At 57.1% G+C, this 17,333-nt stretch carries 13 protein-coding genes; 11 read left to right on the plus strand and 2 right to left on the minus strand.

Going from position 1 to position 17,333, the window contains the following annotated elements; translation table 11 throughout:
• Window positions 1-103: 103 nt before the first annotated feature.
• Window positions 104-1,552, plus strand: a complete 1,449-nt coding sequence (locus OS190_RS06950; RefSeq protein ID WP_267157935.1) for a TrkH family potassium uptake protein — start codon at window positions 104-106, stop codon at window positions 1,550-1,552.
• 41 nt (window positions 1,553-1,593) lie between these two features.
• Window positions 1,594-3,144 carry a thiamine pyrophosphate-binding protein gene (locus tag OS190_RS06955; RefSeq protein ID WP_416237386.1) on the plus strand — a complete coding sequence of 517 codons (1,551 nt, stop codon included), beginning with the start codon at window positions 1,594-1,596 and terminating at the stop codon, window positions 3,142-3,144.
• A 132-nt stretch (window positions 3,145-3,276) separates the two neighbouring features.
• Here OS190_RS06955 and OS190_RS06960 read toward each other — a convergent pair whose 3' ends face one another.
• Window positions 3,277-5,067 (minus strand): serine protease, encoded by a 1,791-nt coding sequence (locus OS190_RS06960; protein ID WP_267157937.1) that lies wholly within the window; start codon window positions 5,065-5,067, stop codon window positions 3,277-3,279.
• A gap of 168 nt (window positions 5,068-5,235) precedes the next feature.
• Between OS190_RS06960 and OS190_RS06965 the strand changes: the two genes are divergently transcribed.
• The 9 genes from OS190_RS06965 (at window position 5,236) to glmM (ending at window position 16,165) form a co-directional block, all read left to right on the plus strand.
• Complete coding sequence (locus OS190_RS06965) at window positions 5,236-6,174, plus strand: glycine--tRNA ligase subunit alpha (RefSeq protein ID WP_267157938.1); 939 nt, start codon at window positions 5,236-5,238, stop codon at window positions 6,172-6,174.
• 67 nt (window positions 6,175-6,241) lie between these two features.
• A complete protein-coding gene (locus OS190_RS06970; protein WP_267157939.1) occupies window positions 6,242-6,529 on the plus strand; it encodes a hypothetical protein in 288 nt (95 codons plus the stop codon).
• Entirely contained in the window at window positions 6,526-7,041 is a 516-nt protein-coding gene (locus tag OS190_RS06975; protein WP_267157940.1) for a DUF6446 family protein, read from the plus strand. Before OS190_RS06970 ends, OS190_RS06975 begins: the two co-directional genes overlap by 4 nt.
• A 49-nt stretch (window positions 7,042-7,090) precedes the next feature.
• Window positions 7,091-9,388: a glycine--tRNA ligase subunit beta gene (gene glyS / locus OS190_RS06980; RefSeq protein ID WP_267157941.1), complete on the plus strand. Its 2,298-nt coding sequence runs from the start codon at window positions 7,091-7,093 to the stop codon at window positions 9,386-9,388.
• Between the two features lie 39 nt (window positions 9,389-9,427).
• The gene (locus tag OS190_RS06985) at window positions 9,428-11,995 is read left to right on the plus strand and encodes a putative PEP-binding protein (RefSeq protein WP_267157942.1); all 2,568 of its coding nucleotides are present in this window, start codon (window positions 9,428-9,430) and stop codon (window positions 11,993-11,995) included.
• Window positions 11,996-12,124: 129 nt separating this feature from the next.
• On the plus strand, window positions 12,125-12,766 hold the full coding sequence (locus tag OS190_RS06990; RefSeq protein WP_267157943.1) for a cell wall hydrolase: 642 nt from the start codon (window positions 12,125-12,127) through the stop codon (window positions 12,764-12,766).
• 110 nt (window positions 12,767-12,876) lie between these two features.
• On the plus strand, window positions 12,877-13,803 hold the full coding sequence (locus OS190_RS06995; protein ID WP_267157944.1) for a dihydroneopterin aldolase: 927 nt from the start codon (window positions 12,877-12,879) through the stop codon (window positions 13,801-13,803).
• On the plus strand, window positions 13,800-14,825 hold the full coding sequence (folP, locus tag OS190_RS07000) for a dihydropteroate synthase (RefSeq protein ID WP_267157945.1): 1,026 nt from the start codon (window positions 13,800-13,802) through the stop codon (window positions 14,823-14,825). The genes OS190_RS06995 and folP overlap by 4 nt, the downstream gene beginning before the upstream one ends.
• Window positions 14,822-16,165: a phosphoglucosamine mutase gene (glmM, locus tag OS190_RS07005; RefSeq protein ID WP_267157946.1), complete on the plus strand. Its 1,344-nt coding sequence runs from the start codon at window positions 14,822-14,824 to the stop codon at window positions 16,163-16,165. Before folP ends, glmM begins: the two co-directional genes overlap by 4 nt.
• Before the next feature lie 154 nt (window positions 16,166-16,319).
• Here the strand turns inward: glmM and OS190_RS07010 are convergent, their stop codons facing one another.
• Window positions 16,320-17,258, minus strand: a complete 939-nt coding sequence (locus tag OS190_RS07010) for a DMT family transporter (protein WP_267157947.1) — start codon at window positions 17,256-17,258, stop codon at window positions 16,320-16,322.
• Between the last annotated feature and the right edge of the window lie 75 nt (window positions 17,259-17,333).

Here is a 17,333-nt window from a genome sequence, read left to right on the forward strand (position 1 = left end):
TGACAACTTTTGCCCTGCTGAAAAAGCGCAGGCAGGGTTGTTTTCGTGTGATTCCTCTGCAGATTGCTTGACACCGCGAAGGCTCCGCGCCAACGCTGCAGCCATGTTGGATTTACGCCCCGTAGGATATGTTGTCGGCCTGTTGGTAGCCGTTCTGGGTGTGGCCATGATCCTGCCAATGTTGGTGGATGTCGCCGAGGGACGGGGGCATTGGCGAGTCTTTGCTGAATCCAGTTTGATGACCACCTTGATGGGGGGGCTGATTGCGCTGGCCTGCGCCAACGGTGTGCGCGAAGGCCTAACGATCCAGCAGACCTTCCTGTTGACCACCGGCGTCTGGTTGATGTTGCCGCTTTTCGGTGCCTTGCCTTTTATTCTGGGGGCGACGGAAACCAACTTTACCGATGCGTTTTTCGAGGCAATGTCAGGGATGACAACTACTGGTGCAACGGTGTTGAGCGGTCTCGAAGCCTTGCCAAAAGGTTTGTTGTTATGGCGCGGAATTCTGCAATGGCTGGGTGGTATCGGTATCATTGTTGTCGCCATGGTGTTCCTTCCCGAACTGAAGGTAGGGGGCATGCAAATTTTCAAGTCTGAAAGCTTTGATACCTTTGGAAAAATTCTTCCGCGCGCCGGTCAGATCGCCACGCAAATTTCCGTCATTTATCTCTGGCTGACCTTGGCATGTGTGGCAAGCTATGTTGCCGTCGGCATGAGCATATTTGACGCCACGGTGCATGCGCTCACCACGATCTCAACGGGTGGTTTCGCCAATTATGATGCATCTTTCGGCACGTTTTCGGGGCCGGCGGAATATGTCGCTTCGGTTTTCATGGTCTTGGCGGCGCTGCCATTCGTTAGATATGTCCAACTTGTGAACGGCAATCCACTGGCGCTGCATCGCGACCCGCAAGTGCGCGGATTTCTATTGACGATCCTGGTGCTTGTGCTGGTTGTATTCATCCTGTTGCAGCGCGTATTTCCGAATTCGGAAGAACGTATTTTTCGCGAAGCGCTTTTCAACATCACCTCCATCATTTCAGGCACGGGTTATGCTTCGGTTGACTACATGCATTGGGGCGCCTTTGCCGTCACATTGTTTTTTTTCATCGGGCTGATCGGAGGCTGCGCGGGTTCTACCGCCTGTTCAATCAAGATTTTCCGCTATCAGCTATTATTCGCGTCGATACGGGCCCAATTGCACCGCATCCGTTCCCCCCATGGTATTTTTACTCCGCGCTATGATGGACGACCTGTGGGGCCAGATGTCCTGTCATCTGTGATGTCGTTTTTCATGTTCTTTATCGTGACCTTGGGGCTGGTAGCGGTTGCGCTCAGTCTGACGGGTCTTGACTTCATCACATCGGTTTCAGGCGCGGCGGCGGCATTGGCCAATATTGGTCCCGGTCTCGGGCCGATCATCGGCCCCGCCGGCAATTTCAGCAGCCTCAACGATACTGCCAAATGGATATTGACCGCTGCGATGTTTATCGGACGACTGGAACTTTTAGCCGTCTACGTTATCTTAACTGTTAAATTCTGGAGAGCCTGATGGATCATCAAACACGCCCCCTTGGTGCGCAAATTTCGCATATGCTCAAGGATCGCGGGGTTGATGTCATTTTTGGTATTCCCGGCGTACACAATCAGGAAATGTATCGCGGCATCGAAGAGGCCGGGATAACTCATGTGCTGGCGCGTCACGAACAGGGCGCGGGGTTCATGGCGGATGGCTATGCCCGCGCGTCCGGCAAGCCGGGAGTCGCCTATGTCATCACCGGACCGGGGGTGTGCAACATCATGACCCCGATGGGGCAGGCCTATTCCGATAGCGTACCGATGTTGGTGATTTCGTCTTGTCTGGACGAAGTTGCGGCAAAGCGTGGCCAGTTACATCAGATGAAAGACCAACAGACCGCGGCAGCCACGGTGTGTGACTGGTCCGAAGAAGCGCGGACAGCAGATGCGGCCTATCAATTGATTGATCGCGCTTTTGCCGAGTTCAGGGGCAAAACCCCGTCGCCAAAGCACATTCAGGTGCCAATCGCGCAACTGGAGGGAGAGGCAGCGGCAGCACCCGCACCACCACCACAAATGGCTTTGTGCACTGCGGATCCAAGGCAGATCGCACTGGCTGTTGAAGTGATAACAAAGGCATCCAGACCTCTGTTTGTATTTGGCGGGGGAGCCGCCCGGGCGCATCCCGCGGCACGGGCTGTCCTGAAAGCAGTGGGCGCGGCCTCCTTTACCAGTTACGCAGGGCGCGGCATTGTTGCACCGGGAGATCCGTTATCGTTTGGTGCAACCCTTGCACGACCGGCAAGCGCAGAGATTGCAGAGCAGGCAGATTTGGTTGTTCTCATTGGCACCGATCTGGCAGAAGTTGACTTATGGCGTGATACTCTGGGACATGAGTGTCAGGCGATTGTGGTGAACCTGGATCCGGAAGTTCTGGCCAAAGCAGATTCTGGTGACATGGTGCACTGCTGCGACGCGGCTGATTGGCTACAACAGCTTTTCAATGCACTTGAAGGGCATGTTGCGGATACGCAATGGCTGGCGCAGGACGTGGCAAAGACCCGTGCCCTCTGGCGGGCGGAAACCGATGCGGAACGTCCCGGAATCGTGCCGATTTGTGATGCGCTGCGTGACGCAGTGCCAGCGGATACGATGATCTATTCCGACATGACCCAATTTGCCTATGCCGCCAAGGAAGTCTGGGAAATGGAGTGCCCGGGTCACTGGCATCATCCCTACGGCTTTGGCACGCTTGGCTATGCGACGCCAGCGGCGATCGGGGGGGCGGTGGCGCGGCGCGGTAAACCGACAATGGCGATCATCGGGGATTATGGATTCCATTATACGATGCAGGAACTGGGTGTTGCTGTTGAACTGGGTCTCAGCCTGCCGATCATCCTCTGGGACAATGGCAAACTGGGTGAGATCGAGGACAGCATGGTGCGCGCCCAGATAGCGCCCAACGCCGTTGTGGCGCATAATCCCGATTTTGTGAAACTGGCCGAAGCTTTTGGCGCGTTCGCGGTGACACCCGCAAGTGTGCCGGACCTGCAGGCTGCGGTAAAAAGCGCATTTGATGCATCTGGCCCGACACTGATTTATCTTACGCCTGCCGTTCTGGGTTAGCTGGCTTGTTTCAAGGCCGTCGGGTCGGACAATTGAAACGATCGCTTTGACGCAAGGGGCGGGTTCGTCCTGTACCAAACCGGGCCCTGTTCGGGACAGGACAGCAACGGCGCAGGACCCTTCGGCCCTATCTTAATCCCAGCAACTGACCAGCACGGTCATGCCCTGCGCAGCCAGCCGCAAATCACGTGGGGCGACATTGCCGGTGCGGTCAGCAGCGGTCAGTTGCACACCAGCTTGTGCGGCCAGATCAGCGATCGACGTGCTGTCGACAGCAAAGCTCACATCCTTAGGCAATTGTTGGTCCTTTGTCGTATTGGGCAACAACATGCCCACGACATTGCCGCTGGCATTGAACACCGGGCCACCGGAATCCCCGGCCTGAGCCTTAAGAGACAGCCGGCTGAGGTGTTCTTCGCCTGCCAAGCCACGGATGTCTTCGACCTTGCCAAAGGTCAGGGTTGCGGCTGATAAGACGCCTTCATAGGAGTATCCCGCAACGGATACTTCGGTCTGCAGGCGCGGCGTGCCCAGATCAAATGCCGCTACCGCCAGCGGTGCCAGCGGGCTGCTTGGTTTCAACAAGGCCAATCCGTTGATTGGATCCTGCGCCACAACTTCTGCCTCGGTGTCACCATCGACTGTCAAGCGCCCGCAGGCCTCGACCGCCTGCGTCGTTGTCAAAACAACACCACTGCGATCGACAAAGAAGCCGGAACGCGAGATTTTCGGCTGACGAACCGACAGGCCGGAAACCAGATCAATCGCTTGTTCGGCATCCCCCCCGGCTGCCGGATCCAGAACGCCGGGCAAAAGCGTAAAGCTCTTGAGCATTTCATCCATGACACGGGTCCGCCGCTCTTCGTCGCCGGCAGGCCAGATCAGGGTAAAGCCTTTGACCTGTCCGTCTTCCAGTGACACGCGGGTTTCGCTGATGATCCGGCTGTTTTCACCGACCAGCGTGAAAGACGCGTTCTTGCGCTCACGAGGTCCGTTGAGTGGCACGATTTCAAGTGTCTGCATGATGTCGTAAAGACCGAACAAGGTATTCTGATCGCCTGCTTGCGAAATCAGCAGCACACGCGCGCCGATGTCACCTGTCGCATTGTAATGCGCGAAAGGGGCTTCGTATTTCGCAAAGGCTACTTCAGCCGTGGGCATGATCATCTCGATGCCTGCCTGTGTGTCGCGGACCAGTTGCAAGCCCAGACCATCCAAGACTGCGTTGTACTGGCGCAACAGGGCGGCACGTTGCATGGTCGTCAAGACGCCTGTGGTCTCGTAATTATTTGCCTCTTGCCAGGCGGCCATCGAATTGCGGGTGCCGCGCCCGTATGATCCGTCAATTGCAGCGTCATAAAACCCGGCCCATTTCAACGCGATCTGCAGATCCTTGCGATCCTGCGCCGTCAGGCTGCGTTCGCTGCGTCGCGCCTCAGCCAGTGTTTCGTCTGCGGGTTCCAGCAGGGGTGTTTCCGGTTCGCTGATGGGTGCCTGAACATCAGGTGTGACATCAGGTGTGGTTGTCACGGTCTCAACCGCAGAGGGTGCTTCCAGCACACCGCGATTCAGCACATTTGCACCGATGGGCCAGAATTGCTGGCGAAAACTGGACGAAAACTGGATAAAACTGTCGCGGGGCACGATCCGGGTACGCACATACTGGCGCAAGACCTGTTCTGCATCCGCACGTCGGTAAGGGCCCACGGCAATAGCATACCAGCCGCCGCCCAAGGCAAAGCCGTTCACATCTTCGATCTGACCTGCATATTCCCGCGCCCGCGCTGTCGCCTCCGACAGGCTGGGCTGTGCTTCGATCTGGACCCAGACGACATCGTCAGGGGATTGGGCCAGGGCGGCGGACCCGATAAAGGTCGCCAAGGTAAATACCACAGCCAGAAATGCCGAAACAATACGCGTCATAGGGGAAGTTTCTCATGTGAATCAACAGAACGCGCACATAAGCAGGAAACCGGCTGAAATGCCATGGCCAGCGCATCAAATTTGCAAGGCCATTTTGTCGGTGTGATGCAATTGACGCCATAGGGTCCGGTGCGTAGGTAGAGCGCGTCGCCAACCAGAGGCAAGCCTATGTCCCAGACCCCAACAAAACCCCGTTCGTTCCAATCAATCATATTGGCTTTGCAGAATTACTGGGCGGCTCAGGGCTGTGCCATGCTGCAGCCCTACGATATGGAAGTGGGGGCGGGAACGTTCCATCCGGCAACGACTTTGCGCTCGCTTGGGACCCAACCCTGGGCTGCCGCATATGTGCAGCCCTCGCGCCGCCCGACCGACGGTCGTTATGGTGAAAACCCCAACCGCTTGCAACACTATTACCAGTATCAGGTATTGATCAAACCCAGTCCGCCGAACCTACAGGAACTCTATCTCGGTTCCCTTGCTGCCATTGGGATCGAAATGGAGTTGCACGACATCCGCTTTGTCGAGGATGACTGGGAAAGCCCGACTCTTGGTGCCTGGGGGCTGGGCTGGGAAGTCTGGTGTGACGGCATGGAAGTTAGCCAGTTCACCTATTTCCAACAGGTCGGCGGGCAGGATTGCCATCCGGTCAGTGGCGAGTTGACATATGGACTGGAGCGCCTGGCCATGTATGTCCTCGGAGTGGATCATGTCATGGACATGCCCTTCAACGACCCCGACGCGCTGATTCCCCTGACATATCGCGATGTGTTCAAACAAACCGAAGAAGAATACGCGCGCTGGAATTTCGATACCGCCAATACCGAAGTATTGTTGCGCCAGTTCGAAGAGGCCGAGGCCCATTGCAAAATGATCCTTGAGCAGCCCCATCTTGATCCCAAGACCGGCAAACGCATCATCATGGTGCATCCGGCCTATGATCAATGCATCAAGGCCAGCCACATCTTCAATCTTCTTGATGCGCGCGGCGTGATTTCTGTCACCGAACGCCAAGCATACATCGGACGGGTGCGCAGCCTATCAAAACTCTGTGCCGATGCCTTTGTGCAGACCGATGCCGGTGGCTGGTCCGAGGATGCGGCGTGAACTGTCGCAACGCCACTCCTGGTTGCGGAGCTCTGACCATCAGCGCGCCAAGATGGTGGATATGAACATGAAGGATTTTGAGGTCATCAACGACACGGGCGTTTCAGGCACCGACTTTGGCATTTCCAGTGCTGGAACTGAGACAAACCTCATGCATGTCCTGGACATTGGGCACGGCAGTTTTCATTCTGATGATTTGCCCGCGCTGAATATGCATCTGACGGCCAATTCCCGCAGCTTCGAAGGCCCCAACGCCACCTTTTACAACATGCGCGAAATCGAGGGAACGGACATTGATGGCAACCTGCAGCACTTTGGTAGAACACTGTCAAATGCAGAAGGATTGCTACTATGAACGGCAGAATAATGGGGATTACCATTTTGTTAGCATCCATCATCGCAGGCGCAGGCATGTATTACCTGCAGGTTTACGGGTTTTATGACGCAGTATACAGCGAAGAGGTGCAACTGGTGTCGCTCGCGACCGAGCAGCCGGAAACCATTGTCTTTGACAATTTTCAGGCGATCGACGCAGACAGTTCACCGATCCGCTATCGCGCTTGTTTCACGACACCGCAAAGCCTTGCTTTCTTCACGGAATCCTACGTGCTTGCCCCCAACATCGACCCGCGCAATGCGCCCAAATGGTTTGACTGTTTTGACGCTGCTGCCATCGGCGCGGAACTTGAGGCCGGCACCGCGTTGACCTTTATGGGAACCAAGAATATCGAATTTGGTGTTGATCGTATTGTCGCCATCACCGAAGACGGACGCGGCTATGTCTGGCATGAACTCAACGATTGTGGCGACAAGGCCTATGACGGCACCATTATCGGCGAGGAATGCCCAGGACGCCCGACAGAATAGCCTAACCATTGCTCAACCCGACCCACACCACACCCCGTAAGGAAATCCCGTGTCTGACCTGCTGATTGAACTCTTCTCCGAAGAAATCCCCGCCCGCATGCAAGCCCGTGCCGCGCAGGATCTGCAAAAGCTGGTGACAAACGGTCTGGTCGAGGCGGGCCTGACCTATGCTTCTGCCGCTGCATTTTCCACTCCGCGACGGCTGGCGCTGACGGTTGAGGGGATGCTGGATGCCTCGCCTGCCGTGGTCGAGGAACGCAAAGGCCCCAAGGCGGATGCGCCTGAAAAAGCGATTGAGGGGTTTCTGCGTGGCGCGGGGTTGACCCGCGACCAGTTGGAGGAACGTGACACGCCCAAGGGCAAGATCCTGTTTGCCAAAATCAACAAACCGGGCCGTCCGGCGGCAGAGATCGTGGCCGAAGTTCTGGAAACAACAATCCGCAATTTCCCCTGGCCCAAATCCATGCGCTGGGGATCGGGGAGCCTGAAATGGGTGCGGCCTTTGCACTCCATCGTTTGTATTCTGACTGGCGAGGATGGCGCAGAGATTGTCCCGATGGAAATCGACGGTATCCAGTCGGGTGACATCACCTATGGCCACCGCTTTCTTGCGCCCGATGTGATCAAGGTCACAGGGTTTGAGGATTATGAGGCCAAACTCGCCCGCGCCAAAGTCGTGCTGCGCGCCGATGCGCGGGCTGAAACCATTCTGAATGATGCCAACAATCTGGCCTTTGCGTCAGGCATGGAAGTGGTCGAGGATGCGGGCCTCTTGGCCGAGGTTGCGGGGCTGGTGGAATGGCCTGTTGTGCTGATGGGCAATATTGCCGATGACTTCCTTGGCCTGCCGCCAGAGGTTCTGCAAACCTCGATGAAAGAGCATCAGAAATTCTTTTCCGTGCGCAACCCCAAGACGGGGCGCATCGAGCGGTTCATCACCGTCGCCAACCGCACCACCGCCGATGAGGGTGCGACGATTTTGGCAGGCAATGAAAAGGTGCTCTCGGCGCGGCTGGCGGATGCGAAGTTCTTTTGGGAGAACGATCTGCGCGTTGCAACGTCAAAGGATGGCATGGCCACTTGGGTCAAGGCGCTGGAAAACGTCACCTTTCACAACAAGCTGGGCACGCAGGCCGAGTTGATTGAGCGCATGGCCGTTCTGGCAGGTGAGCTTGCGCCGATGGTTGGTGCTAAGAAGGAAGAGGCCATGGAGGCGGCGCGGGTGGCCAAGGCCGATCTGTCCTCCGAGATGGTCTATGAATTCCCCGAATTGCAGGGCTTGATGGGGCGGTACTATGCCTCCGCTGCGGGCATGTCCGATGCCATTGCTGCCGCTGCACAAGAACACTACGCGCCTTTGGGGCCGTCCGATGATGTGCCTACCGCGCCCGTGTCCGTCGCCGTGGCGCTGGCCGAGAAGATCGACAAGCTGACCGGCTTCTGGGCGATTGACGAGAAGCCGACGGGGAGTAAAGACCCCTTTGCTTTGAGAAGGGCTGCGCTGGGGGTTATTCGGATATTGGTTGAGAATGAGTTGGTTTTTTCATTTTCGGCAGTAGTTCACACTTCCTATGCGAAGATTATTAATTCGGTTGTGAACACGATCGCGGTATTCAAGGAACATAAAATTGGTAGCGGCGACACAGCTTACGAGACTTATTCTTTGGTTGGCGGCTTAGATGAACTTGACGGAGGTCTTGTCGACGAGATCTTATTCACTGAATTTAAGGGTCGCCAAGAGGGTGTAGGTCACCACGAAGGAACTTGGGTGGGCGACGACAAGGCGACGCTGCGACAGCTGGATTCAGTTGAGAAGATTAAAGCCGATCTCCTCTCCTTCCTCCACGACCGCCTCAAAGTCTATCTCAAGGACCAAGGCATCCGCCACGACATCATCGACGCTTGCATCGCTATGGAAGGCAACGACGATCTGACCCTGCTGGTCAAACGCGCCAGGGCGTTGAGCGAAACCTTGAAAACCGACGACGGCGAAAACCTGATCCAGGGGTTCAAACGCGCCAACAACATCTTGACCCAAGCGGAAGAGGCCGACGGCGTCGAATACTCCTACGGCGCGGATGTGAAATTCGCTGAAACCGACGAGGAGCGCGCGCTTTTCAAGGCACTGGATGACGCAGAGGCGGTGATCACCCCCGCGATGGAAAAACAGGATTTCACCACTGCCATGTCCGCCATGGCCGATTTGCGCGGTCCTGTTGACGCTTTCTTTGATGCTGTACAGGTAAATTCAGACAATCCAACTGTGCGGCGCAACCGTCTGAACCTGCTTAGCCGGATTAGAAGCATCTGTAGCTCGGTTGCCGATCTGACATTGATTACTGGCTGACAAGGCCGGCGGCCCCTTGCCAGACCCTGCATAACCCCTATGCTGCACCTGAAACCGAAAGGTGCTGCAGTGCAGAATAATCCAGATACGACGCTGGTAACAGCGACCGGACCGATCACAAACGAGACCCACGGCGGGCGCGCCAAGTGCCTGCAACGTCTTGTGCGCCTTGATTTGCCGGTACCGCGCACCGTTGCGATTTCCTTTGGCGCTGTTCAGAAGATCGCCAAAGGCCAGATGCCAGATGTGGCCGCAGTAGTGGCCCAGATGCCCGAGGGGGCGCTGATGTGTGTACGCCCCTCCAGTGAAGATCCCGATTGGGGCGGGCCGGGCGCTGTATTGAACATCGGGATCAACAACAGCCGTTTTGACGAACTTTGCGCCAGTATTGGCGAAGACGCGGCAGCAGCGCTTTATACCCGATTTGTGCAGAGCTATGCGATCAATGTCGCCCGTCTTGACCCGGATATGTTCGACGATGTCGCGGGGCAAGGGCGGGCAGCACTTGAACAATCGCTCAAGGCCTACGAAAGGGAGACCGAAGAAGAGTTTCCTCAGGACCCGACCGTGCAGTTGTCCGCTGTCCTGCGTTCGATGGCGCGGGCTTGGGATGGAACGTCGGCGCGGTTGTTGCGACAGGCCAAAGGCGCGCCGGCTGATGCGGGCCTCGGGCTGGTGGTGCAACAGATGGCATTTGGTGTCGGCATCGGCGAATGCGGGTCCGGGATACTGCAACTTGTCGATAGCGACACAGGCGAACCCCAGATCAAGGGTCGCTATCTCAGCCAATCGCAAGGGCGCGACGCGATGGAAGGGGACGCCGCAGCCTTGTATCTGACCCGTGATCCGCGTGGTCCCTCGCTCGAAGAACTGGCACCAGAGGCGTTCAAGGAACTATTGGCGCATACGGCATTGATGCGCAGGCGGCTCCGGGCGGAAATGTTGGTTGAGTTTGTCATCGACGCGGGCAAATTGCACATTCTGGATGGTATGCGCGTGGCGCGGTCGTCCCGTGCGGCGGTGCGCATTGCTGTGGCACTTGCCGATGAAGGCATCATCTCGCGCGAGGAAGCGTTGATGCGGGTCGAACCGCGTACCCTGACCGAATTGTTGCACCGCCAGGTTGATCCGCGTTCAAAGCGCGATGTGATTGGCCGCGGGATTGCAGCCAGCCCCGGTGCCGCGACCGGTAAGATCGTGTTTTCCGCCAATGAGGCACAATCCAGTGCCGCCCGTGACGAGCCCTGCATTCTGATCCGTCGTGAAACCGCGCCAGAGGACATTCGCGGCATGCATGCCGCCGTCGCAGTCATGACGGAAAGAGGTGGTGCCACCAGCCATGCCGCAGTCATTGGGCGCGGGCTCGGCTTGCCCTGTGTCGTGGGCGTGTCAAAGATCAAATTCAATCTGATCCAGAAGCAATTGGTCACAGCCGATGGCCGCATCTTTAGTGAGGGTGACGTGATCACCGTGGACGGTAGCAGCGGGCAGGTTCTGGCAGGCTCTGCCGATATGATCGAGGCCGCACTGGATGAGAATTTCACACGTTTGATGTCATGGGCAGAGGACGCTGCCGACATTGACATTCGCGCCAATGCCGACACGCCGGCCGATGCCCAGACTGCGCGCAATTTCAATGCCCATGGCATCGGATTATGTCGCACAGAACACATGTTTTTCGAGGCTGGTCGCCTCACGGTCATGCGCGAAATGATCTTTGCGGAAACAGGTGAGGACCGGCGCGCCGTGCTGGAACGTCTGTTGCCCATGCAGCGCGAAGACTTCAAGGAATTGTTTCGCATCATGCAGGGGCAGCCGGTATGTATCCGGTTGTTCGACCCGCCGTTGCACGAATTCCTACCGATGAACAAGGCAGGGCAGCGCGAATTGGCAGATGCCTTGAACCTGCCGCTGTCTGATGTCACGCGGCGGATCGAGGCAATGTCAGAGCATAACCCGATGCTTGGGCTGCGTGGGGTGCGTCTTGGCGTGACGGTGCCGGAAATCTACGAAATGCAAGCGCGTGCCATCTTTGAGGCGACCGTCGCAGCAAGCCGCGATGGCGATCCTGTGGTGCCAGAGATCATGATCCCCTTGGTATCGACACGGCGCGAAGTAGAAATGGTCAAAACCGCGATTGACGCGATTGCGGCTGCCGTGCGGACCGAACAGGACGCAAGTTTTGAATACCGTCTGGGGATCATGGTCGAAACCCCCCGAGCGGCGTTGCGGGCTGGTGAAATCGCGCCTCACTGTGCCTTTCTCAGCTTTGGAACAAACGACCTGACACAAATGACCTATGGCTTGTCCCGTGATGACGCGGGGCGGTTCATGTCGGATTACGTACAGCAAGGTGTCTTTGCCGAAGACCCTTTTCACATGCTTGATGTTGAGGGTGTGGGCGAGTTGCTGACCCTGGGTGCAGCACGGGGGCGGGCGGCGCAACCGGGCATTACCGTATCGCTTTGTGGTGAACATGGAGGGAATCCCGAATCGATTGCATTTTGTCGGGATGCCGGATTTGATTATGTTTCATGCTCGCCATTTCGCGTTCCGGTAGCAAGACTGGCTGCAGCGCAACTCGCGATCAAACACAAAATCGGGTAGGTCAGCACCGCTGTCGTGCTAAGGAATGTAGCACGAGGCTGCTTTCTGCCGAGCATTTTGGCAAGACCTTTACCAATTGGATAAATTTGGGTAGCGCTGGCGCGATTTTAACGATCTTTGAGTTTCTCCATGCTGTTACTTCGCCATTCAATTCTCGCCCTGGTTATGGGCGCTCTTTCGGTTTTGCCTATGGGAGCCTCTGCATCGTCAGCAAAGGCAAAAGATCTGGCGCGGATTGAGAAAAACGGGTTGAAGTCGGTAGGCCAGAAACAACTTGAAGCGCTGGCAGCCCAAACGGTAGCCGCCAAGGGGAACGTTCAATATTCTCGCAAATGGATCGATAGTCGACCCAAGGCAACCGGTTCCGCTCAGTGGCGATGCTTGGCCGAAGCTCTTTATTTCGAAGCGCGGGGCGAAACGGTCAAAGGACAGTTTGCCGTGGCAGAGGTGATTATGAACCGTGTGAAAAGCGCACGCTTTCCAGGATCCCTATGCGCCGTGATCAATCAGGGCACAGGCAAGAAATATCAATGTCAGTTCACCTATACCTGCGATGGTCGCGCCGAGGTGATCTCGGAACCACTTGCCTTTGCCCGTGTCGGCAAAATCGCGCGGTTGATGATTGACGGTCAGGTGCCCAAATTGACCGAAGGGGCCACTCACTATCATACCACTGCCGTAAATCCGCGCTGGGCCAGGGTCTATACCCGCACGGCCAAGATTGGCGTGCATTTGTTTTATCGCCACACTTGGCGCACTGCCTCCAACTGACGGTTTCAAATGCTGGCTTGCCGGAAAACGGACTGTTAAGTATGGGGTGCATCGTTAGACCGATGACACCGGTCGAAGAGAAAGGCCGATCCAATTCAAGGGGATGCCACATGTCTAACGAAATCCGTCTTGCCTTTGCTCACCCATCCGAACGCGCCGATGCCATGTCGGGGGGCGATCCGCCTGACCGAATTTCCTTGCGTGATCATATAGTAGACGTCGAGATTGGTGCGTTCCAGACCGAGCGCGGTGTGAAACAGCGCATCTGCTTTAACGTTGTTGTTGAAGTGCGTCCCCTGCGCGGACCAATTGACGACGACGTTGACCGCATCCTGAGTTATGACCGCGTCACCGAAGCCATTGCTGCCGAACTCTCCACCGAACGCCTTGCATTGCTGGAGACATTGGCCGAAAGGGTGGCAGAGCGCATCCTGCTTGAACCACAGGCGTTGCGGGCTTTTGTGCGTATCGAAAAACTGGATCGCGGGCCCGGTGCTCTTGGTGTCGAGATCGTGCGCACCCGTGTGGCGGAACCGGCGACAGATCTGGTTCCCGAAGACTCCCCACAACCCGAATTGGTGTTCCTCAGTAATGCTGCGATTGCATCCCCCTATCTGACTGGCTGGCTTGATCAATGGCATGCCCTTGAGACGCCTTTGATTTTATGTGTAGGAGCTTCTGACGCGCCAGCGCCGCAGGTGCCGCATAAGATGGCGCAGCGCCGCATTGATCTTCTGGCGATTGAACAAAATGCCTGGGTGCTGGCGGCGAAAGATGATCGCTGCGTGGTCGTAGAAACCCGGACCGAACTGGATTGGGCCATGAAAAACGGCCAGACAAGCGTCTGGGCACCCTCTAAAATCGTGCTCGACAGCGTTGATACGCCGTCGGTGCAGGCCTGTGATGCAGTGGCGCTCGCGGCGTGGTTTGCCGCAACCCTGGATGCCACCGAGATGGTGGTCATGGGCGCGGAGCTCCCGCAAAAGGCAGAGGTGCCATTGCGTGCACTGGATGTTGAAACACAGGTCATCGCGTGAGCGAAACAAGCGATTACTTCCGCCCCATTGTGCAGGTGGGGCCTGCCCGTCCGGCCGGGGCCATCGGTTTGGCAGGCGGCTGGGGATGGTTCACCCATCTTGAAGTCCTGGCACGCGGACGCATGCCGAAGGTGATCCCCCTGACACAAGCACCCGCTGATGTGTTGGACATATTGACCACCACCCGCAGTGATATTGGCGGGCTTGCAATGTCGCGTCCGCGCGCCATGGGCATCCTGAATGCCACGCCCGACAGTTTCTCCGACGGTGGGCTGCATGCCAGCGCCCAGGATGCGATCACTGCTGGACTGGCGATGCGCGATGCGGGTGTCGACCTGCTTGACGTCGGCGGCGAATCCACCCGTCCCGGGGCCGAAACGGTAACAGCTGACGCTGAAATAGGCCGTGTCGTTCCGGTGATAAGTGGCCTACGTGCAGCAGGAGTAGAAACCTTGATCTCGGTGGATACGCGCAAGGCAAATGTGGCTGCGGCAGCCTTGGATGCCGGGGCCGGCCTGATCAATGATGTATCTGGATTCACCTATGACGACGGTCTTGCCGGTCTTGCTGCCAGCTATGCAGTGCCCGTCTGTGTGATGCACGCATTGGGTGATCCCGCGACGATGCAGAACAATCCGCAATATGATGATGTCTTGTTGGACGTCTATGATTTTCTCTCTGCTCAGGTGGCGTTTCTTGAGCAGGTAGGCGTGGCGCGGGACCGGATCATTGTCGATCCCGGAATCGGGTTTGGCAAGACGCTTGAACACAACTTGACGCTGCTGGCGCGACTTAGCCTGTTTCACGGAATTGGTGTGCCGGTTCTGCTGGGTGCATCAAGAAAGCGGTTCATTGGTACGATTTCTCAGACGGAAGCGGCACATACCCGCCTGGCGGGAAGTTTGGGGGTTGCTTTGGCGGCACTTTCCCATGGTGTTCAGATCTTGCGGGTGCATGATGTCGCCGAAACCATTCAAGCAATTGCATTGTGGCAAGCGGCCATGGCAGGAAGACAGATATGAGCAAACTCTTTGGTACTGATGGCGTGCGTGGCACGGCAAACATACATCCGATGACGCCTGAAATGGCGCTGCGTATCGGCGCAGCCGTAGGGCGGTATTTTCGTCGTGATGGCAGTGCTGTGCATCGTGTGGTGATCGGCAAGGATACGCGACTTTCGGGATATATGTTTGAAAACGCATTGACCGCAGGGCTGACCAGTACCGGGATGAGCGTTTTATTGCTGGGGCCGGTCCCGACGCCAGCAGTCGGCCTTTTGACCCGTTCCATGCGGGCAGATCTGGGTGTGATGATCTCGGCCAGCCATAACCCCGCTCATGATAATGGGATCAAGTTCTTTGGCCCTGATGGTTTCAAACTGTCAGATCAGGTGGAGTCCGAGATCGAAGCATTGGTGGAAAGCGGTGTAGAGCCCGCGCCTGCCGCCGAAATAGGCCGGGCCAAACGCATTGACGATGGTCGTTATCGCTATGTTGAACGGGTCAAATCGTCCTTTCCGCGCCAGATGCGTCTGGATGGCCTTAAGGTAGTGATCGATTGCGCGAATGGTGCGGCGCATCGGGTGGCTCCTGAAACCCTGTGGGAACTCGGGGCGGATGTGGTTGCGATGGGTACCGCTCCGGATGGACATAATATCAACAAGGGCTGTGGGTCCACACAACCTCAGGCGGCGGCGGAAATGGTCGTCGCACATGGAGCGGATGTTGGAATTTGCCTGGATGGCGATGCTGATCGCGTTATTCTGATTGATCAAAACGGGCAGGTCGGTGACGGGGACCAGTTCATGGCATTGATGGCGGCCCGCTGGGCGGCGGAAAACAAATTGAACGGAAAAGCCCTGGTTGCGACTGTGATGAGCAATCTGGGACTGGAACATTTTCTGCAATCGCGGGGCCTGCGGCTGGAACGCACCAACGTCGGGGATCGCTACGTCGTCGAACGCATGCGTGAAGGCGGCTATAACCTTGGCGGCGAACAGTCAGGCCATATCGTGATGACGGATCACGCCACGACAGGTGACGGTTTGATGGCGGGGTTGCAGTTCCTGGCCGAGATGGTTCGGTCGTCCCAACCGGCATCAGGGCTGTTGCACCAGTTTGATACAGTGCCGCAATTGCTCAAAAACGTGCGCTTTGAGGCAGGACAATTGCCCTTGGAAGACAAAACGGTCGTTGCCGCAATCAAACAGGCGGAGGCAGATTTGTCTGGGCAGGGCCGATTGTTGATCCGTAAATCCGGAACCGAACCTCTGGTGCGTGTGATGGCAGAACACGAGGACGCGACCCTGATGGAACAGGTTGTCGAAGGTGTTGTCGCGGCGGTGGAACAAGCCGTTTCCTAAGTAACCGACCCATGGGTCCTGGGCCAATTGCTATCAAACCTGATTGATAACGCTCTGCGCCTGAACCGGCAATTCAGTGCCAGTTTCAAACGATGCATCTCATCGAGATGAAGCGATATGCGCAGGGGTGGTTCAGGCCTGATATGATCAGCGCCTAGGCGTTTTTGCCTTGGTGCCTTTTGCCGAACAAGCGGCGCAATGCACCATATTGGCTCAGGGCTAGCCCCGCGAGGATCAGCGCCATCGCATATAGCAATGAGGGCGGCAGGGGTTCAGACAAGATTAACGCCCCCAGCACCACAGACCAGACCGGCACTTGATAGTTGACCAGTGACATAAAGACCGGTCCGGCACTGCGCACCACCAGAACCCGCAGGAAATTTGCCGCTGCTGTCGGCACCAGCCCGAGGAAAACCAGAACCAGCAAGATTTGCGGCGTAGGCATTTGGGGCGGGCCTTCAAGGATCAGGGCGAGAGGGATGCTGAAGGCCGATCCAAGCACCAATAGAATTGTGGACAGCCCGATCGCGTCGACGGCGGGCAAACGGCGCATCAGGATTGAACTGAGGGCATAACAGCCTGCCGCACCGATACAGGCCATACGCCCGAGGGTTTCCAGATTTCCGCCAGTGCTTGCAAAGGCCTGACCGCCGATCAATATCGCAACGCCGCAAAACCCGATGAGGAATCCCAAAATCCGCCGCCAGGTCATCCGCTCACCGGGCACCAGAAAATGCGCCAACGGCAGGATGATCAATGCAGTTGAAGCCATCGACACACCTGCGAAACCTGATGTTACATGCAGTTGGCCCCATGCCAGCAACGCAAAGGGGAGGGCACCGCTCAACCCACTGACGACAACCAGCGTGACCCGTGCCGGGCCAGAAGGCGGCGTGTGAAACAGGACAAGGCCGCGCGCCGCCCAGATCACCAGCATCACGACGGCCGCAAACCCGATGCGGGCTGCGGCCAGCCAGAAGGGTGTCATGCCTGTCAGAGCCACCTCGGTCACCATGAATGTCCCGCCCCAGACAAAGGCAAGAGTGACAATCATCAACCAGCTTTTATACGTGATTTCCGGGGTTTGCTTCATCAAGCAGAGGTACGGGGGGGAAGAAGCCGGGTCAATGGGCAAAGCGTGATTGCGCAACCTGCGGGGCGGCACGAA

The organism is Sulfitobacter sp. F26204 (genome assembly GCF_026410305.1).
Lineage (GTDB): Bacteria > Pseudomonadota > Alphaproteobacteria > Rhodobacterales > Rhodobacteraceae > Sulfitobacter.